The organism is Bradyrhizobium diversitatis (assembly GCF_016031635.1).
Taxonomy (GTDB): domain Bacteria; phylum Pseudomonadota; class Alphaproteobacteria; order Rhizobiales; family Xanthobacteraceae; genus Bradyrhizobium; species Bradyrhizobium diversitatis.
The window spans coordinates 86,682-110,524 of record NZ_JACEGD010000022.1 but is presented as its reverse complement, the minus strand read 5'-3'; the positions used below and the strand labels follow the sequence as shown (position 1 = coordinate 110,524).

At 60.3% G+C, this 23,843-nt stretch carries 22 protein-coding genes and 2 pseudogenes; 5 read left to right on the top strand and 19 right to left on the bottom strand.

Annotation, left to right across the window (positions count from 1 at the left end):
• Positions 1-617: 617 nt before the first annotated feature.
• Together H1B27_RS41245 and H1B27_RS24490 are read right to left on the bottom strand one after the other, a co-directional pair.
• Positions 618-740 (bottom strand): cold-shock protein, encoded by a 123-nt coding sequence (locus H1B27_RS41245; protein ID WP_376708999.1) that lies wholly within the window; start codon positions 738-740, stop codon positions 618-620.
• 791 nt (positions 741-1,531) lie between these two features.
• Positions 1,532-1,735: a hypothetical protein gene (locus H1B27_RS24490; protein ID WP_197967807.1), complete on the bottom strand. Its 204-nt coding sequence runs from the start codon at positions 1,733-1,735 to the stop codon at positions 1,532-1,534.
• Between the two features lie 1,600 nt (positions 1,736-3,335).
• Between H1B27_RS24490 and H1B27_RS24485 the strand changes: the two genes are divergently transcribed.
• Positions 3,336-3,890, top strand: coding sequence for a peroxiredoxin (locus tag H1B27_RS24485; protein WP_197967825.1), 555 nt, complete (start codon positions 3,336-3,338; stop codon positions 3,888-3,890).
• A gap of 6 nt (positions 3,891-3,896) precedes the next feature.
• A pseudogene (ahpD, locus tag H1B27_RS24480) lies at positions 3,897-4,443 on the top strand (alkylhydroperoxidase, AhpD family).
• A gap of 195 nt (positions 4,444-4,638) precedes the next feature.
• Here the strand turns inward: ahpD and H1B27_RS24475 are convergent.
• The 17 genes and pseudogenes from H1B27_RS24475 to H1B27_RS24395 all read right to left on the bottom strand — a co-directional run bounded on the left by H1B27_RS24475 (position 4,639) and on the right by H1B27_RS24395 (position 19,805).
• Positions 4,639-4,935, bottom strand: a complete 297-nt coding sequence (locus H1B27_RS24475) for a ferredoxin family protein (protein ID WP_197967806.1) — start codon at positions 4,933-4,935, stop codon at positions 4,639-4,641.
• Between the two features lie 33 nt (positions 4,936-4,968).
• Positions 4,969-6,276 carry an FAD-dependent oxidoreductase gene (locus H1B27_RS24470; RefSeq protein ID WP_197967805.1) on the bottom strand — a complete coding sequence of 436 codons (1,308 nt, stop codon included), beginning with the start codon at positions 6,274-6,276 and terminating at the stop codon, positions 4,969-4,971.
• Positions 6,277-6,287: 11 nt separating this feature from the next.
• Positions 6,288-7,397 (bottom strand): electron transfer flavoprotein subunit alpha/FixB family protein, encoded by a 1,110-nt coding sequence (locus H1B27_RS24465; RefSeq protein WP_197967804.1) that lies wholly within the window; start codon positions 7,395-7,397, stop codon positions 6,288-6,290.
• Between the two features lie 903 nt (positions 7,398-8,300).
• Positions 8,301-8,648, bottom strand: a complete 348-nt coding sequence (nifW, locus tag H1B27_RS24460; RefSeq protein WP_197967824.1) for a nitrogenase stabilizing/protective protein NifW — start codon at positions 8,646-8,648, stop codon at positions 8,301-8,303.
• Between the two features lie 195 nt (positions 8,649-8,843).
• Entirely contained in the window at positions 8,844-10,031 is a 1,188-nt protein-coding gene (gene nifV / locus H1B27_RS24455; RefSeq protein ID WP_376708998.1) for a homocitrate synthase, read from the bottom strand.
• Positions 10,032-10,719: 688 nt separating this feature from the next.
• On the bottom strand, positions 10,720-11,400 hold the full coding sequence (locus H1B27_RS24450) for a nitrogen fixation protein NifQ (protein ID WP_246515681.1): 681 nt from the start codon (positions 11,398-11,400) through the stop codon (positions 10,720-10,722).
• Positions 11,401-11,560: 160 nt separating this feature from the next.
• Positions 11,561-12,445, bottom strand: a complete 885-nt coding sequence (gene nifH, locus H1B27_RS24445; protein ID WP_197967803.1) for a nitrogenase iron protein — start codon at positions 12,443-12,445, stop codon at positions 11,561-11,563.
• Positions 12,446-13,401: 956 nt separating this feature from the next.
• The gene (locus H1B27_RS24440; protein ID WP_197967802.1) at positions 13,402-13,671 is read right to left on the bottom strand and encodes a DUF6129 family protein; all 270 of its coding nucleotides are present in this window, start codon (positions 13,669-13,671) and stop codon (positions 13,402-13,404) included.
• A 36-nt stretch (positions 13,672-13,707) separates the two neighbouring features.
• Positions 13,708-14,067, bottom strand: a complete 360-nt coding sequence (locus H1B27_RS24435) for a DUF3024 domain-containing protein (protein WP_197967801.1) — start codon at positions 14,065-14,067, stop codon at positions 13,708-13,710.
• 253 nt (positions 14,068-14,320) lie between these two features.
• Positions 14,321-14,641 carry a nitrogen fixation protein NifZ gene (locus tag H1B27_RS24430; RefSeq protein WP_197967800.1) on the bottom strand — a complete coding sequence of 107 codons (321 nt, stop codon included), beginning with the start codon at positions 14,639-14,641 and terminating at the stop codon, positions 14,321-14,323.
• A 136-nt stretch (positions 14,642-14,777) separates the two neighbouring features.
• A complete protein-coding gene (locus H1B27_RS24425; RefSeq protein ID WP_197967799.1) occupies positions 14,778-15,002 on the bottom strand; it encodes a 4Fe-4S binding protein in 225 nt (74 codons plus the stop codon).
• Between the two features lie 12 nt (positions 15,003-15,014).
• Positions 15,015-16,511, bottom strand: a complete 1,497-nt coding sequence (gene nifB / locus H1B27_RS24420; RefSeq protein WP_246515678.1) for a nitrogenase cofactor biosynthesis protein NifB — start codon at positions 16,509-16,511, stop codon at positions 15,015-15,017.
• A 386-nt stretch (positions 16,512-16,897) separates the two neighbouring features.
• Positions 16,898-17,763, bottom strand: a pseudogene (locus tag H1B27_RS41435) (SIR2 family NAD-dependent protein deacylase).
• Positions 17,760-17,984, bottom strand: coding sequence for a putative nitrogen fixation protein NifT (nifT, locus tag H1B27_RS24410; RefSeq protein ID WP_197967798.1), 225 nt, complete (start codon positions 17,982-17,984; stop codon positions 17,760-17,762). Before nifT ends, H1B27_RS41435 begins: the two are co-directional and overlap by 4 nt.
• Positions 17,985-18,001: 17 nt before the next feature.
• Entirely contained in the window at positions 18,002-19,186 is a 1,185-nt protein-coding gene (gene nifS, locus H1B27_RS24405) for a cysteine desulfurase NifS (protein ID WP_210343473.1), read from the bottom strand.
• Positions 19,183-19,473, bottom strand: a complete 291-nt coding sequence (locus H1B27_RS24400) for a NifU family protein (protein ID WP_197967797.1) — start codon at positions 19,471-19,473, stop codon at positions 19,183-19,185. The genes nifS and H1B27_RS24400 overlap by 4 nt, the downstream gene beginning before the upstream one ends.
• A gap of 17 nt (positions 19,474-19,490) precedes the next feature.
• The gene (locus H1B27_RS24395) at positions 19,491-19,805 is read right to left on the bottom strand and encodes a HesB/IscA family protein (RefSeq protein ID WP_197967796.1); all 315 of its coding nucleotides are present in this window, start codon (positions 19,803-19,805) and stop codon (positions 19,491-19,493) included.
• Between the two features lie 277 nt (positions 19,806-20,082).
• Here H1B27_RS24395 and H1B27_RS24390 point away from each other — a divergent pair, with 277 nt between their 5' ends.
• From H1B27_RS24390 to hemN, 3 genes are all read left to right on the top strand, one after another.
• Positions 20,083-20,673, top strand: coding sequence for a hypothetical protein (locus H1B27_RS24390; protein WP_197967795.1), 591 nt, complete (start codon positions 20,083-20,085; stop codon positions 20,671-20,673).
• Between the two features lie 612 nt (positions 20,674-21,285).
• Complete coding sequence (locus H1B27_RS24385; protein ID WP_246515669.1) at positions 21,286-22,158, top strand: xanthine dehydrogenase; 873 nt, start codon at positions 21,286-21,288, stop codon at positions 22,156-22,158.
• 102 nt (positions 22,159-22,260) lie between these two features.
• The gene (hemN, locus tag H1B27_RS24380) at positions 22,261-23,595 is read left to right on the top strand and encodes an oxygen-independent coproporphyrinogen III oxidase (RefSeq protein WP_197967794.1); all 1,335 of its coding nucleotides are present in this window, start codon (positions 22,261-22,263) and stop codon (positions 23,593-23,595) included.
• The last annotated feature ends 248 nt before the right edge of the window (positions 23,596-23,843 follow it).

Here is a 23,843-nt window from a genome sequence, read left to right as displayed (position 1 = left end):
CCTGAAAACAGCTAATAAGAGGCTCAGAACTTTGATCGAAAAAGCTCGGCAAGGACCGATCCCAATTCGGTCGACCGGCCGGAACACGACCTCGATTGCCTGCTCGCGGACTTAGCTCTCGCGATCGAAGGCGGTGTCGATTTCCTCCTGTCAACACAACTTTGCAACAGGAGGCGCAATGCACTGGACCTGTCCTCTCCACAAGAGCAAAGCGGACCGAGACTTATGAATAGCCCCGGAAGGCACACCAGCGTCCGTCGACCGCAGTCATCCGACACATATTTCCAGTCGCCACATCGGGATCCGTCAAGCTAACCTGCTCACAGCTCAGCATTCAACGCCGAAGGTCCAAACTGCGCTGCGATCAACGTGATGCATGCTGATGCTGCTTCAAAGGCGCACCGGAGCCTGCCGCGATCAAAATCGCTCTCTCGGTGCGCTCGACTCCATTGTAGGCCAGCGGGCTTGAGGTACTCGCCAGGTGAGTTGAGAGTGTGGCACACCATTGGTCGAGTCCCCTCCCGATTCGCTAAGCGTAGCAGCGGCGGTTCCGGCTTCAGCCAACCCGAAGGTTTTCAGCCGACATCTTGCCGGACGACCCGGGAGGAGCTCGTATCTCACGCGCGCACCCTAAAGTTGTGAGCTCGGCCTTTTGAACCGCCGATATGAACGAAGACGTCACCGCTGCCGTCGTCAGGCCTGATGAATCCGTACCACTTTACAGGATTGAACCACTTCACAATGCCTATCGTCACTTTTACAATCTCCAACAGTGCTCATGAGCGCAGACGGCCGCCGCTGTAACCGGCGGATGTCGCGGCGCGCGTCTTTGCCATGTTTCCAGTCGTCTCGACCATTGCAAGCTTTAAGCCAGACTTGTGATCTCCGGTCCTGCCCCTCATACCAAAACGGTGGACAGGCGGCACAGCCGGCGTTCTGAGGAGGCGGGGGCGTTCTGCAATGGACGCCCACCCGGATGGAGGCCAAAATTGCAGTCGCCTCCGAGACGTGAACACGGTTGTGGCGACTATCGACCCACTGAGCCACACCTCTAGGCGGCGCCGTCACCGGCGCGATACGCTTCGCGGGTGCGACGGCCGATCTTCGGCTTGCTGCTGTGTTCGCCGATCAAGATCCGCGAAGCCGTCAGACTGGCCACGCACGCACTTCAATCCTGCGACTTCATCGTCGAGCCGGAAACCGCGGCGGCCTCACATCTCACCTATATTTGCGATTCGCCGAGATCGTTTCACGTCGTCGACGTTTCGAGACTTTGGACGTCACAATCACGAGCGCGGAAATTCCCCTGCGTTCGTAACTTTTGGATGGGTCTCGTAATAAAAAAGAGGCCACGGGCGGACCCGCGGGGTTGTGGCTGCAGCCAATCACCCAGGTCATTTCGTTCAAAGATGCGCAAGTGAGGCCGCGACTAGAACGGCGACGCCATGGGGTTGTTGGTGACCCTCGCGCTTCCGGCGTCTAACCTCGCCTGCACTATCGCCGGCGCGAGCGCGAGTACCGTCCAAAGTTGTTAGCCGCCTCGCGCCGGGCTCAACGCCGTTGCGGCCAGCTCTTTGTTGACCACCTCAAGTTCGGGGCGCAGCGCGGCGCCCGCGGCGATGATCGCGGGAACGATAGTCAATGTGATGTCGGCTTCGATCGGCCTCTCAGTGTCGGACTCGCGCTGCTGTTCGTTCGCAACCCGCGGCCCATCGCGCGGCGCAGGCCGCGCCATAGGCGCGCGGGCGGTTGGCCTCCAGAGCCTCTCGCTTCGCCAAGTCAAGCTAAGGTCAGAGTAGACGACGACGCCAATCCGCCATTGCGGTGACATCGGCAGCGTTCAACAGCTCTGATTGCCCTGAGCAGTCACGCGCGGTCGCGCTAGGGTGAGTTCCTCCATATCGACCGAGATGCCCTTGATCGCGCAAGCCATTGAAATCACTTGCAGTGCCTCAAGTGGAATCGCCGTCGAGCCGACAGGTCACGTGATGTGTCGTCGCTCCCGTCCTCTGGCAGTGCGCGCAGTATGAGCGGACGACCTGGCGGGGATCGAGGCCCGCTTCCGGTAACGTCAAACTCCAGCCGCGCGGGACAGGGGGAGCGTTTTTCAGCCGGGACTGCGCACCAGTGCCCCGTGAGACGCGCATTGGCGTCGGCCTGTCAGGCGCGGCGGTGATCGGTGCTGGCTTTGGGTTCCGGCGTGACTCTTGTCACCGACAGCGAGTTTCATGTGACCGATGGCGCTTTAGATGTCGTCCCAGTCTTCACATGGGGAATGGGCTGCATCTTGCGGGTACTGCCAACCCCGCTCTTCGTTGAGGAGGACGAGCTGCCTTCGAACGCATCGCCTTCGTCGCAGAGAGCCCGACTTCGCACCTTGACCGATTCGAGCGACCGAATAAGTTCGCGAACTCTTTCCTTCCTGGCCTCGACCATCTGGTTCTCCTCACTCCTATGCTGATAGCGCTCACTGCTCGACCTTGGGAGGTAATGGCAGGCTCATTGGGATCCAGGCCAAGTGCATTGCTCGACAAGGATGAACTGAGATAAAATGCCCGTCATTCCCCAATCGCCTCGGTTGTCGAGCTTACAATCAACAGCAAAAGGTATGCCTATTCGGCTGGGCTCGGTGGGCATCACTCGTTCCCGCAGGAGCGGAATCGCCCCGTCTGGTATTCTCCGGATTCCACCCAAACACTCCTGAGGAACGGCTCATCGAAAAATCGCTTAGCGGTCGTGTATAGGCAAGGAAACGACAAGGTACCGCTTCATTCATCTGCTCAAATCGAAAGTTGGGCGACCGCAAGCTGGTGAAGCGCAACATCATGACGTTCAGCTACGCCAGCGTGTGGCGTACGTCGAGAGCGTTCTGGGGCCATACGAAGCGACGCAGATGGACGTTGCACCCGAAACCTCACGTGCCCAACGGTGAGACGAACCGATCCTCAGGGGCTATTCGCGGCCACAACTTCTTGCCACGCTGCAATGCCGTGCCGTCGTGCGTTCCGTGGACACGCTCAGGATCTTGCCTCATTCTGTTTCTCGCCGCAAACATCGTTGCCGGCTTGCTCACGGACAGGGACTCACGCCTGTCCTGTCTCGCCTGAGAAGGGCGGAGCTTGTAATAAGCTCCGCATGCTCTGCTCCGATTTTTCAAGGCGGCGTGGGCCCAACAGCCATGGTCTCCGATGTCGCGACATCCGCCTGAACTGGCATAATGACAACGACAATGTTGTATTGGCGACAGCTAGACCACGCGATCTGATGGCACATCGCTTGCTTTGCTGATGGCACGTTCACTGGGGTCCGCCCCAATCACACGAGTGGATATAAAAATGCTTGGAATTGGCAGCAAGTTGCCGGCGTTCGAAGTTATCGGCGTGAAGCCCGGCTTTCACCTGCACGAAGAGAAGGGAGAAAGCGCCTTCGAGACGCTGACCGAAAGGAGCTTTCCCGGCAAATGGAAGATCATCTTTTTTTACCCTAAGGATTTTACCTTCGTCTGCCCGACCGAGATCGCCGAGTTCGCCCGCCTGTCCAAGGATTTCGCCGACCGCGATGCGGTCGTGCTGGGCGGCTCGACGGACAATGAGTTCTGCAAGCTTGCCTGGCGGCGCGAGCACAAGGACCTGCACCATCTGCCGATTTGGCAGTTTTCCGACACGGACGGCGCGCTGGTCGATGGCTTGGGCGGCCGCTCGTCCGAGGGCGTTGCCCACCGCACGACCTTCATCGTCGATCCTGAGAATACAATCCAGCATGTCTATGCGACCAATCCCAATGTCGGCCGCAGCCCCAAGGACACGCTGCGCGTCCTGGATGCCCTGCAAACTGACGAGCTCTGCCCCTGCAACCGCGAGGTCGGCGGGGAGACACTGAAGGTCGCTTGAGGGGATATGACGATCGACCAGTTGAAAGACCAGATTCCTGATTTTGCCAAGGACGTCAGGCTCAATCTGGCCTCAATGATGCCAGACGAAACATTGTCATCGCAGAGAAAATACGGGCTGCTGCTGGCCAGCGCGATCGCGACGCGCAATCCGATCGTGACGGCCGCAATGGAATCTGCCGCGTGCGCGGCGATCACGCCAGCGGCGGTCGAGGCGGCGACGTCCGCAGCATCCGTCATCCGCGATGAACAACGTATACTACCGCTTCGTTCATCTCGCCTTTAACTCGGAATACAAGACGATGCCCGCCCGGCTGCGGATGAATTGGCTTGGCAATCCCCGCGTGGACAAAGCCGATTTCGAATTGTGGGCACTGGCGGTAGGCGCAATCAATGGGTGCGGTGCCTGCATCGACGCCCATGAAAAGGCGCCGCGGCAAGCCGGCGTCGGCCCGGATACAATTCAAACGGCCGCGCGCTTTGCCGCGATCGTGCAGTCAGTTGCGGTTGCGATCGGGGCGGCACGGCATGGCACGCCGCCAGGGGCCGAGTAATAGTTGCACCTTTCGCCCCCTCTTCTCCGGGCATGGTCGAGGTGGAAGCCCCTATCCACGAGCTGAGTTCGCCGCACGGCCAAATATTCGAGCGTTTGGTCGATTTTCGTCTGGTGCACGCAAGCTACCGCGATCTAGCTCCGCCGCGAGATCTTCTCCGCCGGGCCGATAGCACGGCGGCAATCGTAACTGCCCTCACCCGAACTTGAACAACACCCCATATCCGCCACGCGGATAGCTCCATTCGATGTCGCCGGTGGGCTCGCCGATGACGCGGCAGGTGCCGCACTCCATGCAGCCGTCGACCGTGACCTCGACATGGCCCTTGTCATTGAGGTCATAACAGCGCGCGGGGCAGGCTTTCAAAAGCGCAAGGAGCTGCGGCGAGGGCTTCGTATGTGCGCGCACCTTGATGTGGGGGTGTCCCGCATCCACCAAATAGCGGTTGCAAAACAACTTGTCTTCGACACGCACTGATCGCTCGACCTTCATAGTCAGCCTCGTTGGTTCGGATTCATTCACAAGCTAGCGCCATGCGCGGGCCAAGCGGAATGCATCGCCGAACAGTCCTATCCAGGACCGCGCATTGACGAAGGATTTCAGCGTGGACTTCTGTTTCTCAGTCTTTGGCGTACCGTCGACCCGAAGGTAGGTCTGCATCGCCTTGGAGATGAGCTGGGGGTAGGTCAGAAAGAAGTTTTGCGAATTCGTATGCATCAGCCTCGGCATGTCCTTGTACTTCTTCATGTCCTTCAAGACGAAGGAGCGATCCAGCATCCTCTTGTAGAGCGCGAGATTTTCCTTGGTCATGGCAAGCCGACGGGATTTGACCTGAAAGATCGCTTCGGCTGCGATCCGACCGGAGGTCATCGCAAGATTGGATCCCTCGCGATGAATGGCGTTGTTGAGCTGCGCCGCGTCACCAACAACGACCCAGCCGTCTCCATAGAGCTGCGGGATGGCCTTGTAGCCGCCCTCAGGGATGAGGTGCGCGGCATATTCCTTGACCTCGGAGCCTTCGATCAGGAGCGCGACGGACGGGTGGCGCTTGAAGCGATCGAGCAGCTCGTAGGGCGTCTTTCCGGTGCGCTGGAAGTCCGCGACAAGACACCCGATCCCGAGCGAAATGCATTCCTTATTGGCGTAGATGAAGCCCATTCCCGTCATGCCGCCAGAAATGGTACCCGCAGCTTCGATCACAACGCCTTCGTCGCCGCTCAGATTGAACCGCGCCTCGATGGTCTCGCGCGGCAAAAAGTGCATTTCCTTCACCGCGAGGGCCACCTTGTTAGGCTTGGGGCGCTCACGCAGGCGCGCACGCGTGCCGAGCAGGCCATTGACGCCTTCGGCCAGCACCACGACATCTGCGTGGATCTCGCCGTCCTGGCGATCTGTACGAACACCGATGACCCTGCCGTAGGAATCCTGCGCAAGATCGGTGACGGTGGTCTCGCACAGCACGGTCGCACCAGCCTGACGGACTTTTGAAGAGAACCATCTGTCGAATTGCGCCCTGATGATCGTGTACCGGTTGGCCCGCTCCTCATTGAAGTCTTCTGAGCGGTAATGCAGCCCGACATGGGAGCGATCATCCATGATCCAGAACCGTTGTTCGACCAGATGGCGTTCCAGCGGTGCGTCCTCCCGGAACTCCGGGATCAGCTTTTCCAGCATGTCGGAATAAAGTATTGCGCCCTGAACGTTTTTCGATCCGGCATATTCGCCGCGCTCGAGCTGCAGCACTTTCATGCCCTTCTTGGCCATGGTCAGTGCCGCCGCGTTGCCCGCCATGCCGGCGCCGACAACGATCGCATCAAACCTTTCCTCGATCATGATAACCTCCTTTAGCTCGCAATCCGGTCGCGCGAATGTGACGAGAGCCGCGCACGAAACGCGTCCGTCAGCGCCGGCAACAGATGCATGGCGTCGCTGATGATGGCGATGTGGGCAAAGTCGAAGATCGGCGCGTTCTTGTCGGTATTGATGGCAACGATCAGATCCGCGCCGTCGACACCAACTCGGTGCTGGATTGCACCGGAAACGCCAGCGGCGATATAGAGCTTTGGCCGGATCGTCTTACCCGTCTGGCCGATCTGCCGGTCGGAGGTGACCCATCCCTTTTGCACGAGTGGACGGGAACAGCCATATTCGGCGCCAAGCACGCCGGCGAGCTTGCGCACTAGCTGAAAGTTTTCTTGAGAACCGAGCCCGAGCCCGCCGGCGACTACGACGTCGGCGTACGCAAGATTGGATTTGGCCGAATCACGGTCGGGGATGAACGACAGCACTTTGGTAACGATGTCATCTTCGACCAGGCCGAGCGGATGGACGATGATGCGGCCGGGATCGCGCTCGATACGCTCCGGCATCGGCATCACGCGCGGGCGGACGGTTGCCATCTGCGGCCGGTAATTCAGCGTGTAGATCGTGCAGAGCAGCGAGCCTCCGAAGGTCGGACGGGTGGCCGCAAGCGAGCCATCCGCGTCCACGTCGAGGTCGGTGCAGTCGGCGGTGAGGCCTGTCAGGATAGTAGTCGCGACGGAGCCCGCGAGATCGCGACCGAGCGTTGTTGCCCCCAACAGCAGGATCTCGGGCTTGTAGATCTCCACGAGATCGGACAGCGCTTTGGTGTAGGACTCGTTACGATAATCCGTGAGCACATTATCGGCCACGAGATAAGTCAAATCGGCGCCGTAGCAGAAGGCTTCGAGCGCGGCATTGCGTGTGGCCTCGCGCTCAGGCCCGACGACAACAGCCGCGAGCTTAACCTTTAGCCTGTCGGCAAGTTTGCGGCCCGCCCCCATAAGCTCCCACGAGACGGGATGTACCTGCCCGCGCTCCTGCTCGACGAACACCCAGACATGTTTGTAGGCTTTGAACCGATCCGGCAACTGCTTCTTGGTGCCTGCGCGGCCCGCTGTGGCTGACGTGGGAGCCTTGATGACGTTGCTCATCGCTTCGCATTCTCCTTCCGATGCGCGCCCTGCGCGTCACGACCGGGTTCTGGGTTCGACTGTCGGTTGAACATGGCCCTGATGGGCGCGTTCGCCGATTGCTCGCGGCTCACACCCAAGGCCTTCTTCGCGGAGGACAGGACTCTTGACGCTCGGCGCGAGAAGCTGCAGGAGGTGAGATCGAGGCCAACGATTGCGGCGAGCTGGTTGAGCTGCGACAAACAGCGCTACATTGCGACCCCGGCCATGTCACCATTGATGGCCGACTCGCCAATGAAGACGACAGCGGCCCCACCGGATTGCTCTCTGATCTTCCAGATCGCAGTCGTGCGTGCGTGCGTCGTGGGTAGCGTCGAGTCATCGAGAGCGGAGCATTCGGTAAGCAGCACCGCAGCTTCGGCACCCAAGGTGCGCACCTTCCGCAGTCAGGGCTCGGGTGAATACGGTCCCATAGCGTGCATCGTGATCTCGCCGGCGGGCTAGCCACTGAACTGGGGGTCGCCTCCGCGGCTACGGCTTCGCGACTGTTGGTCGGCACCCCCCGCTGCACAATCGTGTTTGACAGGAATCGCGCGCGGATTTGCGCTGCGGGGTCCCGTTTGATGCAGATGACGCTATGCATGCGCTTCTCCAGGACAAGGTCGATTTGTTGTCGGGCGGACTTAGGTGCAGAGCAGCAAGTGTCATACCAACTGAGAACACTGCGAGTTCATGCACCAAACGAATGAATTGGGCGCATATGCCAAAGTGGTTTCTAGCGTCGGGGCAACAGGGCCACGACATACGTCGGAAACGCGACAAGGTCGTCTCCCGCATCGCTCCGCAGAGTCGACCGAACGAAGAGGCGCACGCCGGGGCGCGCCGCAACTATTTTCTCTGAGGCAGAAGGCATCTAAGAGACGGCTATTTCAACGTACTGAGCGGCACGAAGGCGGTCGGTCTCTTGGGCTCCGCGACCGCATCCTTCAGGACCTTGAAGACCCGCTGGTCGATTGGCGAAGATGCCACGAAATCGGCATAGGCCTGCTCCAGCATCGCCTTGCAGCGCGCAGCGATCTCCGCTTCCGCGGCACCGGCGAATTGCTCCTTGGCGAGATGTTGCCCCATGCGCTTGAGGATATGCAGGCGCGCGACATTGACGATCTTGGGATCGTAGTCGACGCCAAGCAGCGCAAAGATCTCCTCAGCCGAGGAGGCGTTGTTGAGCCGGTCGAGGATGCCGACCCTCTGGGGTACATTGCTCATTGAAATCTTCCCTGGATTGGCCTACCCGTCTCGGTCGAGATCCGGCAGCGCCTGGTGAGTTCACGAAAAAAGGCCATTTCACGTAGGGCCTGCTGGAGATGGCCACACAGCCCGTGTCCTCGGACTTCAACGCGATCTGTGAGCGCTTCGCTCGTGCTCCGATTGATTTGGTGGGCGGCCAAGTGAAACCCGAGAGCTCGCTCATGTGCGATCGGAAGAGCATTCACAAACATCGCGCCAGATCGCCGCCACTGTCTCCCGCGCGACCAGCCGCTTGTGCTCGATGGCGTATTTTCGCACGCGGGACAGAATATGTCTGGCCTGTTCGGTGGTGGCGGCAAGCTGCAGTTCGTAAAGCAGCGTGGTGATGGCCGAGACCCCGGAATGCTTGCCGATCACGATACGATTGGAGCGACCGAGCAAATGCGGATCGAGCGACTGATAGGTCCGTTCGTCCTTCAACAACCCGTCGACATGAATGCCGGATTCGTGCGTGAACACATGCTCCCCGACGATCGCCTTGTTGGGAGGAATCGCACGTGTGGCCGCGGCCGCGACCAGCGCGGCGACGTCTATGAGCTCCGGCAGCACGATGCCGGTATCACGCCCGTAGAGTTGCTTGAGTGCGACCGCAACTTCCTCGAGCGGCGCATTGCCGGCCCGTTCGCCGAGCCCGATGACAGTGACAGATGCGTGGCTCGCTCCACCCCTGATGGCAGCGAGCGTGTTGGCGGTTGCGAGGCCGAGATCGTCATGCCCGTGAAATTCGAGCTCGAGATCGGTGGTCGCGCGCAGGCGCGCGATCAGCGCATAGGCGGAATCGGGATCGAGGACACTGAGCGTATCGGCGATCCGAAACCGCCGCGCGCCCGCGGCTTTCGCAGTCGCGATGAGACTTATGAGAAATTCGACATCGGCGCGGGAAGAATCCTCGCCTCCGACGGCGACATCAAGCCCTCGCTCGCGGGCGTAACCCACCACCCGCTCCACCCGCTGCAATGCCTGCTTGGGGTTACCGCCAAGCTTGGCCGCGATCTGCACGTCCGAAGCCGGGATCGAAACATTGATCATCGACACCTTGGCCTCAATGGCCGCGTCGACATCGGCCTCACGCATGCGGCACCAAGCAATAGGGGTGAGCGGCAGCCCCTCTTCGACAATGGCGCGGATAGAAGCGATCTCGTCATTGCCCATGGCGGGGGTTCCGGCCTCGATCTCTGTGATGCCGGCCCGGGCCAGCGCACCCGCGATGGCCACCTTTTCCGCCGTGGTGAACGCAACGCCAGGCGCCTGCTCGCCATCGCGCAGCGTTGTGTCATTGAGCACGGTCCGCCGGTTCCATGCCGACTCGGGCCATGACGGCTTGGCAGCTGTCGCTTTGGCGTCGATCACGGAGTCCTCCTGATTGTGCTTGGCAAGGACTGCTTTGGCAAACCGCATGCCACGCCCGCAGGACCCCAACGTATTGAAGATCAACGATTTCTCGCCCGCGATCGGATGTCGCAGGACGACAGTGTCGCAAAACCGACGCACCACTTGAGCTCTCACCCTTCTGCGCTCTGGATCAGCTCGGGTTGCGGCGCGGATCGAATATCAGACCGACGCGTCAGAGTTCACCGGTTCGCAAACCCGGGCACGTCGCATCAGGAGATTTGCTTTGTCATAATGAGCACGACCCTAGCGCCGTAGACAACATTACGGATGGGGTGTGGTATCGGCATCTAACACCATCGTGAGGCATCAGGCATCATCCAACCGCGACAGGACCACTTGGGCGATTGATCCACAACCTGATGGACGCCGCCTGCCGAGCCCGGGACGCTGGAGTTAAGCAGCCTCGCCCCAGCACATGGCCGCAGCGACATCCCTTGTCAGCGCTGACAAAGCACAGATCTCTTCAGGCCCCAGGGTTTGCGGCCCGGGCACAAGCTGGCCTTGAGCAGAAGAGCGCCCTGCCGGTTCGCGCCCTAATCCGCTGCAGCAGATTTGGCCGCATTGCCTGCGCGTCCTCGACCGGCTGCGCGCCGTCGGCCCATATTGCGCCAAAGAATCATCCATCGGGCGGCGGCCATACAGGTCAGCTGCCGCCCGCGACCGGAGCGGCCGGCGCCAACAGACCATCGCGCCGGCGATCGGCCATACGGCTCTCACCGCTTTCATCGCCAAAGCAGTGGTTGAAGTCCTTGCACTCTGTGCACATTGGCGTCGTGCACAAGATGAGGCCCTCGTCCTCGCATAGCATGCGATAAAAGAAGCGTTTCCAGCGCATGTTGTTGACGTTGCGCCTGGCGAGCGGCCCGAAATGGCGGTTGAGAAGACGAGACAGTTCACCACGATTGCGTAATCCGAGATCTGCCCACAGATGACTCGGCTCCATGACGCGGCGCGCGATCATCGCGGCCAGCCAACGGCCGGTGTCCCCTTCCGTCGATCGTCGCGCGAGCAAGAGATCACGCACCATTGTAACCTCGTCGTTGTCATCGCGCTTGGAACCCAGAAGCAAGTCATCGCCTTTAATCCGGACCGATGGAAACTTTTGCTTGAACAACGCCGCCAGGTCATCGCTAGATAGTCCGACCTTCTCGAAGAGACGACCACCTTCCATCACACCGGCCGCGAGAATGCACGCCAGCACGTGGCGGTCGAAACCGCTGTCATTGCTTATATCGGCATCCGCAGGGTGCATTCCGGTCAGGAGGCGATAGCTGGCAATTCCTCCGCCTCCCTGGACGCTCCCATGATTCGTCTCAACAACCATGACAGGATAGAACTGCTCTTCGAACATGGGCGTTCGCTACTCTTTCCACATTGGTCAAGGACGCATCACCGCGTCGGCACTCGGGAGACACCCTTTCGCCCGACTGCCGGCCCCCCTTTTTTTGGCTATTGGGAGGGCCGGGCTGCCGTGTTGTGCCGCTTTACGATGCCGCAAGTTCCGCGGCGCTTTTCCCGACGATGGACTCATCAACGGCCTTCATGATGCCGTGCTCCATCAGCATGTCCTCGAGCTCGTCCATGGTGATCGGAGTCGGGATGATGCCTTTGCCGCCATTGTTGTGGATCCTGCGCGCGAGGTTGCGGTAGTGATCGGCCTGCTGGGAGTCCGGCGCATATTCCAGCACAGTCATGCGCCGCAGTTCTGCATGCTGCACAATGTTGTCGCGCGGCACGAAATAGATCAGCTCAGTGCCGAGCTTCTTGGCGAGCGCTTCGGCGAGCTCCAGCTCCTTGTCGGTCTGCCGCTCGTTGCAGATGAGGCCACCGAGCCGCACGCCGCCTGAGCTCGCATATTTCAGAATGCCCTTGGAGATGTTGTTGGCGGCATACATGGCCATCATCTCGCCGGACATCACGATGTAGATTTCCTGCGCCTTGTTCTCGCGGATCGGCATCGCAAAGCCGCCGCAGACGACGTCGCCGAGCACGTCGTAGGAGACATAGTCGCGCTCCTCATAGGCGCCGTTCTCTTCGAGGAAGTTGATCGAGGTGATGACGCCGCGCCCGGCGCAGCCGACCCCGGGCTCCGGGCCGCCGGACTCGACGCAGCGGATATCCTTGTAGCCGATCTTCATCACGTCCTCGAGTTCGAGGTCCTCGACGCTGCCGGCGTTGGCGGCCAGGCTCAGGATCGTATCCTGCGCCTTGGCGTGCAGAATAAGGCGAGTGGAGTCCGCCTTGGGATCGCAGCCCACGATCAGGATCTTGTGACCCATCTCGGCCAGTGCCGCCAGCGTGTTCTGCGACGTGGTCGACTTTCCGATACCGCCCTTGCCGTAGAACGCGATTTGTCTCAGTGAAGCCATGTTGCTCTCTCCATCAACCGATTTGCCAAAGATTGCGTGCTGTTTTGCACGCGAGCTTGTTTCTCTTTCAGAAACGGGGCACACGGGTCCAAGGGTAGGAGAGCATCGCTCGTCTTGCGCGTCGGCGTGCACTCAGCCCTTACTCAGTGTTGCTGCATCGCAGTAGCAACTGCCGTGCCAACGCCGGCCTCCTCGTCTAAGCTTGTGATGATGCACTGCAAACTTCGCGAGATCGCCATCTCGCTCGATGTTTCGAACCTGACAGCAGCTGCGTGGCTGTGAGCAATCTGACAGCGCTCACAATTTTTGCAGGAACATAAGTCTGCTTGCGGCGCATTCATCCGCGAAACGCAACTCCTCAATGGAAGGTCAAAATGCAGCTGCCGCCGAGCCTCTCGGCCGCGATTTTCAGAAGCGATGCTCCGATCGGCATCGAAGTTCGAGCGCCGTTCGCCAAAGACGGGTGTTCACGCTTGATGAAAATGTGATGGCCGCTTACCCTCACGCTGCATCAGGAATTCGGGACCGAGACGTTTCCGGCTCCCGCGCGCCGGGAACTCGATTGGCCGGAATTCTATCTGGTGTTGACTGGACCTCGTTAGAGAAGCCACGGATGCGCGACGCAAATCGGTCATCGCGATCCCGATTGTCGGACCGCTCGCATGCGGTTTATTCAGGACAAGACGTTGAGGCTGCCCCACACGGCCGCCCACGGAGCGCGTGCCCTCGATCCGGTTCAGCGCCCCTCATAGAGAGCTGCGCGCATGCCAACGTTGGTGGACGCCCCAGTAATCGTCTCCACGATGAACTCGAACCTTCATCGGTGCGAAAGCGGTAGCGCCACCGCGCCGTCGGCAGTCTTTTCCGCGTCCGGGAACTCGTCACTGCGGTAACGGTGATGCGCTTTGCCCGCCCCCAGCGACAGGGCCGTAAACGTCTGCGAATGCAACCCCCAGTCACCCCAAAGGGCCCTTTGCCGCCAGAACAATGCCGATCGCCAGCAGCGGATCGGCTGTGATCTGGACGCAGTGTTCGGACCGGTCGAGCAAGTGCAGGTCGAGTTGCGGAAAGCTGCGAAAGGGCGGCTCGGTGACATCAGAGGCATCGCATCGCACCAGGGCGAGATGCGGAAAACGGCGCCGCAGCTCGGTAAAGGGACTCGCGTGACCTTTTGCCGCCGTGATCACCTGTTCAAGTTCGATCAGCTCGTTTTCGTCTACCGCCATGACCACCCTTATTGTTTATGACCGAAACCATCAATTTTATTGCCAAAACACCCGGTCGAGATCGGCATTAACCTCATCGGTCACTGCGCTCAGCCGCTGATGGACGCTGTGGAATTGCCAGGTTCCTCGCGCATGGTCTTTCCAGAACAGCTTCCACAATCCGCATACGGCGTCATGATGGATCAACGCGACATCGATCACGCGGCCATCCTTGTCGATGTCGCGTGAGCAACAGGGGCTCTCGATGAGATAGCCGCCCTTAATTGGCTTCACACTGGGTGAGACATAGCGATAGCGTCTGCGGGAGCCCAATGCGGATTCGATCCGCTTGCGATCGACCTCGTTCGGGTGAGGGTTCAGGCCGACGACTGTCCTTTTCATGACCGCAGCATTCATTGCGAAAGCCCCACTTGAAAGCCGCGTTCTTTGCACTTCAGCACAGCCGACCGGCCGCCCCGCAAAACTCTAGAAGCTAGGTCCGTACATTCGCTTGCGTGTGCGCTCTCAAGCGTACGATCTCGCCCGATGCGGCCGAAGCCGCCAAAAGGTCCATCAAGCCGGCGATCATCCGTGAAACAGCCGCCGTTTATGGGGTCGCCGGAGGATTTGAGCCGCGGGCGCCACTCGGCTGTCGAATGATGGGGCGCGATCATGAGGGGGGCCCTTCTCGCGATAGCGGGCCATCGAACTCGGTGCGAGCATCAACCGAATCAAGTTCCTTGCATTTCATTCCGACGCGGTTGCTGGTTTGAAGAAATTCGACACCGTAGACGTAGAATTGCTGCAGGAACGTGCCGATGGAAACGACGTAGCCAACCTCACCTCTCTTAGCCAGGACGTCCCCGATCTCCTTGCCGGCAAAAGTTCCATCATTGCGGACCGTGCGGTTGGCCTTCACCTTTTCACCAAGGTTGAAGGCCGGAGGTCCATCCAGCTCTATGACGTCACTGTCGCGGACGATGTTGCTCATGCATCACTCCGTCATGAACTCGATCGGGCCGCATTCTGCGTGCTCGCAGGCCGCCGTGGCCGCGATTGCCGGGACGAAGCGGGGTGGTTTTCCCGGCAGCTACCGTCAACGTGAACGCCATCAAGCTTACTCTCCTTCAGGCCGGCGGCTGATAACGCGCCAATGAGGTGTCGATGACGCAGGTCTTGTCCACCGGGCAGACCGCAACACATTGCGGCTCCTCGAAGTGACCGATGCATTCGGTACATTTTTTCGGATTAATCACGAACGTTCCGCCCTTCTCGAAGATTGCCACGTTGGGACATTCGGTCTCGCACGCGGAGCAGCCCGTGCATTGCGAAGAAATGATCTTGAACGGCATCCGATGTCCTCTTCACGCCACCGAAATCATCGGGTCCTGGCGGATCGCTCCGTCACCTCGATCGACATGCTGGATCTGGCCGCTTTGCACCTTCTCGAGATAAGCGCTGAACCATGCGATCCCGGAGTTCTCGATGAACTCGTGCGCGTATTGATCGACCGGCTCGATGCCAGCCTTGTTGAGCTCGCTCATTGGGCGACCACCGATCCTGGCGACGAACACGGCATGGCAGTCATTGATGGAGCGGATGATGGCCGCAAGGTCATCCTGCGCGCCATAACCACCTTGGCAGTAGTGATCGACGCGGCGGTGCCCGACGAATTTGGCGCCGGATCTCGAAACTTCATACACCTGGAACTCCTTGGCATGCCCAAAATGCTCGTTGATGAGGCCAGCGCCCTTGGTTGCGACCGCGATCAGTACTTTGATGTCGCTTGTCCCGCCTGCATGCTCCCCCACTTGCTCCTGCCTGGGCATACTTCTGGCGCGGCGCTCCTCCTCGATTCCAGCCTGGTAGGCCTTGCGCATCTCAGGGTCGCAGTTGATGTTCATGGTGACAATCTTCTCCTTCGTAAACTCCGCGCTTCGATCCTCGCCGAGCAGGCCGACAGCATCGGCGCGGCATTGGCGGCAATGCCGCATCATGTTCATCTCGCCTTCGCACGCGTCCTGCAGCGCCTTCAATTCGGAATTCCTCGGCGTGCGCTGGCCCTTGAGACCGAACACGGTGCCGTGTTTGGGGGCTGCGATCAACGGCATGATGTTGTGCAGGAACGCGCCGCGCGACTTCACGGCTTTGTTGACCTCAACCAGGTGCTGCTCGTTGATGTCGGGGATCATGACTGAATTGACCTTGCAGAGAATGCCTCGCGCCGAGAGCATTTCGAGGCCCTGGAGCTGACGTCTTGTCAGAGTTTTGGCCGCCTCAATCCCGCTGTAGCGTTTGTGGTTATAGAAGATCCATGGATAGATCTGGGCGCCGATCTCGGGATCGATCATGTTGATCGTGATGGTGACGTGCTCGATGTTCAGCCGGGCGATGGTGTCGACGTGATCGGGCAAGGCGAGCCCGTTGGTGGATAGACACAGTTTGATATCGGGCGCGGCTTTGGCCACGAGCTCGAAAGTCCTGAAGGTCTTTTCCGGATTGGCCAGGGGATCGCCGGGACCGGCAATGCCAAGCACGGTCATCTGCGGAATGCGGGAGGCGACCGCGAGCACCTTTTTGGCCGCCTGCTCGGGGGTGAGCTTCTCGCTGGTCACGCCCGGGCGCGATTCGTTGGCGCAGTCATATTTGCGATTGCAGTAGTTGCACTGCATGTTGCAGGCTGGCGCGACGGCAACATGCATGCGCGCGTAATGGTGATGCGCCTCCACGCTGTAGCAGGGATGCTTCTTCACCTTGTCCCAGATCGCCGGCGGCAGATCGCCTTGGTCGCCGTGTGCCCCGCAGGTTGCTTTGCCGCGTCTGATCAAGGTGCCGCAGCCGTTGGGCTCGGCGGCGAGCATGGTCTCGCCGCCATCTCGTGCATTTTTAGCGCTGCTGCCGCGCTCCACTGCGTCCATGTCCAGTTCTTCCTCCAAGCCGAACAGGCTTCCCGGAGTCACTCCTGAGCGAGCCCCTGAATGAGAGTGAGCAACTCGCATGCCATCGCGGCAGGCGACGGATTTTCTCATCAACACCAATCGGTTAGCGAGAACGATCTGCCCTGTTGCGCCCGCGACAGCGAGTATAGGGCGTGTCGGAAATGCGACAGATTTTGAGGATGCTGGGAGCGATTGCCACGCCAGTCCATCAATACGCTCCCGCTCAGCGGCACCGGCACTCTTTACCGTGGTCGGACGGCTGTCACGGGGCCGGGTCGAGGTGGGACGGCTTCGGTTTGACAGGGCCTCTAATTGGCTAGCAAGATCTCCACGGCGCGCGGGAGCGCCACCGCAAGCGGGATCAAGCCTTGGTCGAGCAGGAAGCTCCGCTCGTTTCGCGAGAGCGCATCCGGTTCGACAAGTGCGTAGTGAACGTTTGCCGAGCGCTTCGTGATCTGCCGCGCATAAATGCGCAAGAGCTGATCGTCAAACCGACAGCCGATGAAAACAAAGCTCCGCCCAATCCGCCGCTGCTTGATTACTTCCGGAATCGGCGTCTGGATATCAATCTCGGTCAGTACCTCGACATAATCGGCGTCGGAGATCAGGAAGTTTCTTGCCGGCAGCACGCCGCCATGCGGCTTGTAGAGGACCGTGGTCCAGTTGCCGGCGGCCACGGAATCGACCTCGTTTTCCATCGGCGTCATAGAAACCGATACCAGTGAAACTCGCTAATCCCAGCGCGGGTGATGCCTTGGACTTCGCCCCATCCGTCACGCTTGCCAAATGCGGCGCGCATCGCGCCATCATACCAGGTATCGACGATCATCGGTAAGCGTGACGCAGCGAGATGACGATGCAAGACCGTCGGCTCGACCGGTGCGGAAAACGCCTGAGCCATCAAACCCGTCACCGTGGACCGATGCTTGTTGCTCTCGATATGCTGTGCTGCAGCCCAGGCATTGCCGCGGGCCCGGCGCGGCAGCGCGACCTTGGTGCCGAAGAAGATCGCCAGCGCATCAGGTGTCAGTGGCACGTCAGGCTTGGACAACTCGGCGACCCCGGGGCCGAGATAGGGGATAATGCTACCGTTCCGCAGCCTGGCCGCAACATTGGCGAGCAACGCCTCTGCGTCCGTTCCCTTGAGAACGTTGATTTGCGGCATTGCGTTCATGGTTCATCGCCGTTCCCGCCAAGCCTTTTGGCATTGATCGTGATCGGCAGCGGCGTATCGCTGGCCAGTTCGGGCAAATAGAGCACCCATCCATTCGTTAATCTGATCCAGCCGCCCCACAACGTCTCGTGCTCGGATTCGACGATCTGCTCTTCAATATCCTTCTTCGGCACGTAAATCGACAGGCCCGCCTCAGGAGAACGGCGGATCATGATTTTCATGAGATCAACTCCAGGGACTACGGGTTGCTGGCTGGATTGGCGAACTCTCGGGACATGCCACGCAGACGAGCCAGGATGCTGGACAACGTGCGCACGACCTGGTTGATCTCTTCAGCGGTGGTTTCACGGGACAGGGAAAAGCGAACCGCGCCGTGCAGGCTGCTCGCCGGCACATGCATGGCGCGCAGGACATGCGACGGCTCCATCGCGCCTGAGCTACAGGCCGATCCGACCGATGCGGCAATGCCGGCGCGATTGAGGTGATGGACGATCGCTTCGCCTTCGAGGCTCTCGAAAGCGATATTGGTTGTGTTCGGAAGCCGGTTACAGTGGTCGCCAAGGACCTTGCAGTGACCGTTCTGCAATATCGACTGCTCCAGACGATCGCGCAACGCAGTAACACGAACGCGGTCTCGGTCGAGCCGCTCTGCAGCAAGCTCTGCCGCTTTTCCGAGGCCGACGATGCCGGGGACGTTCTCGCTTCCGCCGCGGCGCCGGCGTTCTTGTCCTCCGCCCCAGATCAGCGGTCTGAATTTGGTGCCTTTGCGCAAATAAAGCGCCCCGATCCCCTTGGGTCCGTGCAGCTTGTGCCCGGACAGCGACAGCACGTCGATATCGCTGACCTTCAGGTCGATAGGTACCCTGCCAACGGCCTGCACGGCATCGATATGAAACAGCGCGCCGCAGGCGCGCGTCCATCCAGCCAGACGTTCCACCGGGAAGATGGTGCCGGTCTCGTTGTTGGCCCACATCACCGATGCAATCGCCGTACGTGGTCCAAGCGCCGACCGAAACGCCTCACAGTCGAGCCGGCCGCGCGAATCCACCGCGATCAGATGAACCTTGACGCCGGCTTTGGCCAACTGTTCGACCAGCGCCAGGATCGCCGGATGCTCGACGCAGGTGGTGACGATCTCGTCCCGGTCCTCCTGCGTCGCGAGCGCCGAAACGATAGCGGCATTGTTGGACTCAGTTCCGCCAGAGGTGAAGACGATCTCATCATCATGGGCAGCCCCTAACAACGCCTGGACGCTGCGGCGCGCCTGCCTGATGGCGCCCGCGACCTGGCTGCCAAAGGCATGGGCTGAGGAAGCATTGCCGAACTCTTCGGTGAAAAACGGCAACATGGCCTGCACGACCGACGGATCCGTTCGGGTGGTCGCATTGTTGTCGAGATAAACCGCCACTGAAACCTTGCTCAATGTCGCGCCGTGGGCGCGCCGGCAACCGGGATCAGGCGAACGAATTCGCCGAGCTTTTCGATCAGCCGCGCCTGAATGCCCTCGAGCGTCGCAGCTGACAGCTTGCAGAGCACACAGGCCCCGGTCAGCTTGACCATGATCTTGGTGCCGTCGATCGCAACCAGCTGACAGTCACCACCGTCGCGTTTCAGATTGGGGCGGATTTCCTCGATGGCGGTTCGAATCACTTGCTCCCGGTCCACCTCGGCAGGCGGCAGTTGTGTTGGATGCTTGGTTTCGGCCAGCATGCTTGTGATCTCGTTCATCAGCTGAAGGACTTGCCGCACGAGCAGCTCGCGTTGGCGTTCGGGTTATCGAAAGTAAAACCCGAGCCCTCCTGCGCCAGCACGAAATCGATGGTGGTGCCGGCGAGATATTTGTGGCTGTCGTTGTCGACGAACAACTTGATCCCGTCGCGCTCGATCACGTTATCGTCGGATTTCGTCTCATTGGCCAAGCCCATGATGTACTTGAAGCTGGCACAGCCGCCGGACTCAACCGTAATGCGCAAGCCGCTCGCTCCCGATGTTGAAATCACGCCCCTGACCGCATTCAGTGCGTTATCTGTCAAATTGATCATGGCTCATCCTTTCACCCCCGCGTGGCTCGGCTGGCTGTAAGTTGGCAATTCGCATGCCAGCGCACACGCGCCTGATAAGGCTGCCTTTTCGCTTCTCGCCTGTTGGCTTTGCGACCCGTGTCGGCTTTCCGACCATGCTGTTTCCGGATCGAAGCGCGCTCGTGCGTTTCTTCAGCGGTTACAGAGATGAAACGCTGTGCCGGGGTCGGCAAGCAATTTGCATTCCGTGTTGTGCCGGTCGACGGCCGGTGATGAGCTTAGATCGAGGACACTTTTCATGACTGCAATCGAGAACACCGCACTCGGCCGACTGGACAAGGAGGGACGACTTCTCAACGCTGTTCTCAAGAGCGAGACGACCAGGCCGGGTCGATTCGGTTTTCGTGGCGATATCGCGTTAAAGTTCCAGGCCCAGCTCGCGGACGAGAAACGGCCGCCGGATTATTCAATCGAGCAGGTCTTGACGGTTGCGCAGGAGGGCGAAAGCACGATCCCGGTGTTGGCCGGTTATCTGCACTCATTGGCCTATCTCACCGACGTCGGCAGCGTTCTGGATGGCGTGCTGCGGCCCGACGGGCGCTACTTCATGTTCTGCAACAATATAGATCTGCTGGCGAAATACCGGACCAAGGTCGGCGACATCACCTTTCACATCCTCCCGTGCGATGAATCGACCGTCTGGAAAGAGATGATGGACCTGGCCGGGCTCGACAAGAACGATTTCAAGAAATTCGATGCAGGCGGCAAGCTGGATTACCTGCTCGACGCAGCCACGGCTCTCGATGTCTCCTATGAGGAGATCCCTTACGAAGACGGGCTGAAGCGAATGGGGCCCGTGAAGAATCGCAACCAGAACCGGCCGGTCTGAGCGGTGACTTTGGATCTCGCCAAAACGGCCTGCCCGACAAGTCGCACCGCCACCAGATGTCGCCGTCCATTTTCATCGCCGTGATGAGCGTGAGCCGCGCGCGTTGCAGCGCCATCAACGCAGCGCGCGTGCGGCGCTCGATGCGAATCTTCCGAGCCACGCATCAGCCAGATGCTGTCGCGACGAGAAACCGCAGGCGTTCGCACCCCGAATTGATGGGATCCCAACCTAGCGGAGCCAAAGAAACGCTTACCCCGGCACACCACAAAGAACGGACGACGGCCTGCGGCTGTCGTCCTCGTCAACGACCACGAGATGGAAATTCCTGCGTCTAGGCGCACTGCGGGCGCTCGAACCGACGACCAACGTGAATGCGTTCGGGCCTTCTACAGGATGTGCTTTTCCAAACAGGTCTGCGGCTCTGCAACAAGCCATACGTTTGCTTTGGGGACAGAACTCACGCTGAACGGTCCTGCTGTCATTCGCGATACTAATGCTCAGGCGCCTGTTGATTGGCGCGGCTCTTGCTCCCGTGTCTCACCGTAATCACGCAGCCTAACTGGTTGTCCGGCAGCGTTTGCTGCAGCGAGGACACTTCTCTTCGAGGTCTGAATGTCTCCAGGAACTGATCACCAGGGTCGACTGTTCGCGATTATCCTCGGCACCAATGAGATTGCATCCGCGATCGCCGTCCAGCTTGCACGCGGCGGAACTTGCGTGGTGCTGTCGCACGATCCCGATCCGCCTGTGATCCGGCGCAGGATGGCTTTCCATGACGCGCTGTTCGCCGGGATCGCGCAGGTCGAAGATATTGTGGGTGAGCGCCTCGACGAGGCCATGCAGGTGCTTAGGGTGCTGCGCGGGGACGCTAGCCGAGGAAGACGGGTGATCGTCTCCCGTCTCGGCCTTGTCGACCTGCTGCCGATCCGCCGTATTGATGTGCTGATCGATGCGCGTCTGCAGAAGCGCCGGATCAGGCCCGACCTGCGGCGGCTCGCGGGACTGACAATAGGTCTGGGCCCCGGCTTCTCCGGAAGCTCGAACTGCGATGTCGCGATCGAAACCCGGCCCGGCAGGATCGGCCTGGTCCAGCGAGACGGGTGGACGGAGGCGGCTGACGGAATTGCGAGCCGGCTCGGTGATTTCGGCGCGGAACGTTTTGTCTATTCCAGCTTCGTTGGTACCTGGCGAACATCGATCGCAATTGGAACGCATGTCGAGAAGGACCTCGTGCTCGGTCATCACTCCGGCGTACCCATCATGGCGCCGCGCAATGGGGTACTGCGCGGCATCATCCGTGACGGGACCGAGGTTCCTTCCGGGGTCAAGCTGCTCGAGATCGACCCGCGCGGCATACTGGCGCAATGGACCGGCATCGACGACCGCGGTCGGGCAATCGCCAACGCGACGTTAAGTGCGGTCCTTCGAGGTTCGGCGCCGCGGTTCGGCCTAGTCTTTGAAGCGGAGATGTCGGGACAGGCGTAACTGGCAGCCCTACCGGCCGCCTCGAACGCATCACTTTGCAGTTTCAGAGCGACGAAACTCCGCTCCCCAGCGGTCAGGGTGAGCTAGCATGGGACAGGAACGTTGCAGACCTCAATCCTGAAGAAGTATTACGATGCCCGCCTACCCTGGTACACCATCTATCCAACAGTACAGGAGTTCTCCGCGGCGATCGGCGCCAGGGATTGTGAGGAATGGCTGAGGCGCCTGCCGACGGACGAGGCCGTGTCGCTCTATATCCACGTTCCGTTCTGCCGGTCGATCTGCTGGTATTGCGGCTTTCCGAGGAGCAGCACTGGCCGGGATCCGCCGATCCTCAATTATCTGGCGGTGCTGCGTGAGGAGATCCGTTTGGTGGCGGCGAAAGCGGCGGATGCGCTGCCCGTGAGCGATGTGCATTTCGGCGGCGGAACGCCGACCCTCATCGCGCCGGCCGAGTTCCTGGCCCTGATGGAAATTCTGCGCCGCCGATTTACCTTCAGGCAACCAGCTGCGGTCGCCGTCGAGATCGACCCGCGCACGTTCACAGTCGAAATGGCCGAAACCCTCGGAGCAGCCGGCGTGACCCGCGCGAGCCTGGGTGTGCAGAGCTTCGATCCCGTCGTTCAAAAAGCTATCAACCGGATCCAAAGTGAAGCGGAGACGGCGGCGGCCATTGAAAATCTCCGCCGGAATGGAATAGACCGCATCAACTTCGACCTCATCTACGGTCTGCCAAATCAGACGGTGCAGTCCTGCGTCCGGACGGCGGAGACGGCAGTGGCGATGCGCCCGGACCGCCTTGCGGTCTTCGGTTACGCGCATGTTCCCTCCTTCAAGAAAAATCAGCGCCTGATCGAGGAAGCCGCGCTGCCGGACACAGTTTCCCGAGCCGAACAGGCCGCGGCCGTGGTCGGCACGCTGGTTGCTGCCGGCTACCGCCAAATCGGGCTCGACCATTTCGCCTTGCCCGACGACGAACTCGCGCTGGCGCAGACAACCGGTCGCATGCGGCGCAACTCGCTGGGTTACTCGGCTGATACGTGTCAAACCGTTATCGGCCTGGGTACCTCGGCTCTTGGCCGCCTCGGCGGCGGCTATGTCCAGAACGACGTTGCAACGGGTTCCTACACGCGGCACATCCGAGCTGGCCGTCTGGCGGCCTCAAAGGGCTATCCTCTCTGTAACGAGGACCGCGTCCGGGCGGCTATCATCGAGCGGCTGATGTGCGATCTGGAGGCTGATGTTCCGGCAATCTGTGCGGCCTTTGGCTTTGATCCGGTTCCCCTGCTCGATTCAGCTGAACGCTTGCCGATGCTCGCCGAGGACGGGGTCGTGGACATCGAAGGCGGCTTCATTCGCGTGAGGCAGGAGTACCGCTTCTTGCTTCGCGCTGTCGCTGCGGCATTCGACGCTTATCTCGACCGCTCACCCTACTAATTCATGCGGCCGACATTTGTGGAAGACAACCACTAGCAACGGCCGCCGTGGTGGGTTGACTTCGTGTAAGTGGGCTGGGTTCGAAACTCGGCTGTGTCATCAATCCGGTGAGACATGCGATGATCGCCCTGGCTCTCGGCTGGGCATCGCCTTGCTCCCGCCCGCGCGTTCGCCAGTGTCTTACGCGCGCCGCTCTGATACCAAAACACTCGACCGCTTGCCAAACTGAACACGCTCCCAATACAGGC